The organism is Pseudomonas maioricensis (assembly GCF_022790535.1).
In the GTDB taxonomy this organism is placed as follows: domain Bacteria; phylum Pseudomonadota; class Gammaproteobacteria; order Pseudomonadales; family Pseudomonadaceae; genus Aquipseudomonas; species Aquipseudomonas maioricensis.
Map to the genome: position 1 here is coordinate 160,661 of NZ_LOHG01000005.1, position 1,664 is coordinate 162,324.

General features: G+C 55.6%; 2 protein-coding genes. One reads left to right on the forward strand and one right to left on the reverse strand.

Annotated features, from left to right (window positions below; all coding sequences use genetic code 11):
- Positions 1-119: 119 nt before the first annotated feature.
- Complete coding sequence (locus AUC61_RS10175) at positions 120-1,094, reverse strand: aldo/keto reductase (protein WP_243245794.1); 975 nt, start codon at positions 1,092-1,094, stop codon at positions 120-122.
- Positions 1,095-1,249: 155 nt separating this feature from the next.
- On the opposite strand from AUC61_RS10175, the gene AUC61_RS10180 reads away from it, so the two are divergent.
- Positions 1,250-1,546: a hypothetical protein gene (locus AUC61_RS10180; RefSeq protein WP_243245796.1), complete on the forward strand. Its 297-nt coding sequence runs from the start codon at positions 1,250-1,252 to the stop codon at positions 1,544-1,546.
- Positions 1,547-1,664: the final 118 nt, after the last annotated feature.

Here is a 1,664-nt window from a genome sequence, read left to right on the forward strand (position 1 = left end):
AGAAAATGCATTTCAATCCAGTAATTTGCATGTTGTTTGATGAGAGTGAACTTGTTCGCGATATGAAGCCTCGCCAACAAGTTGGCTCCTACCGATCATTCGTTTACTGAACTATTGCGCTACCCCACCAGATCAATCAACTGCTCACGCTGCGCGCCGGTCAGCATCGGTCCGAAGCCCGCACCGGCGTTTTCCAGCATGTACTTTGGATTACCGGTGCCCGGGATCACGCACGTCACCGCTGGATGAGCCAGGAGAAATTTCAGCGCCAGCTGCGCCCAACTGCTGACGCCGACCTGCGCTGCCCAGCCAGGCAAAGGCTTGCCCTGCAACCGCCCCAGCAGCCCGCCACCACCGAATGGCCGGTTGCAGATCACTGCCACACCCTTTTCGCGACATAACGGCAAAATGCGCTTCTCGACCCCGCGATCATCCAACGCATAGTTGATCTGCAAAAAATCCATCTGCTCAGCCTTGAGCACTGCTTCTACATCATCGTACGCTGACGAGGTGTAATGGGTGATGCCGACATAGCGGATGCGCCCTTCTTCCTTCCACTTGCGCAGTGTGGGCAAGTGGGTTTTCCAGTCCAGCAGGTTGTGGATCTGCATCAGATCAATACGGTCAGTCTGCAACAGCTTGAACGACTGCTCCATCTGCTCAATGCCTTCCTGCCGCCCGCGAGTCCACACCTTGGTGGCCAGAAAGGCCGGAGATCGAGGCTTATGGATCGACAACAGCTCACCCGTGGTCTGCTCGGCGCGGCCATACATGGGCGAACTGTCGATCAGGGTTCCGCCCTTTTCAAACAGGGCATCAAGTACCGCAGACAAACTCTTGTACGCAGGACTTGAAGTCGCGACATCAAAACCACGGTAAGTGCCCAACCCCACCAATGGAAGTGGTTCATTGCTCGACGGGATCGTACGGGTCAGCATGGTCTTTACTCCTGTATCCAGCGTAGAAGGCGACGTGGGCGACGGGATAGTCGGGGGTCTTGACTGTGCAGCGGCCGAATCGAAAGTGAAAACCGCTGAAGCCCCGGCGGCCAGCGTGAGTATTTTTCTGCGAGAAAAACCAGCAGGGTGCGTCATGGGGTTCCCCTTTGTTTGCAGGTGCCTGTCCTTGCGACGTTGAAAGATCGACTCAAATGACTGATGCCGGTTCAACAGCAACTGTTTCGAAAGGTTGAACGACGAGCGACAGCAGCACGTCAGACCTGTATCGACTCACTGACAGGTACACGACCATGGACAAGATGATCACTGCGGATCAACTGGCTACCACTGACCTTAGAACAATCAACGAAATCTGGCTGACTGGATCCACTGAACTGTGTTTATGGCGCGCCGAAAAGGTGTTCACCCACGACATGCTCAGCGAAGGCACTCACGATCAGAACAGCAGCCGCCTGGTGGTGAAAATGGGCGACATCGGGGATCCGACAACCGTGTTCGACATTGAGGCTACGGTCCGGGAGTTACTGGGAAAACTGAACATGGAAGGCCAGTTTTATCCGGCTGAGCAGGCGGACACGCGTGGGTAACAGGGCTGCGTTGATCAGTTGAAATCCGCCCCCCACTGTGGGAGCCGGGCTTGCCCGCGATAAAGCCAGCCTAATAAAGCAGGCATACCGCGTGATCGTTCATCGCGAGCAAGCTCGG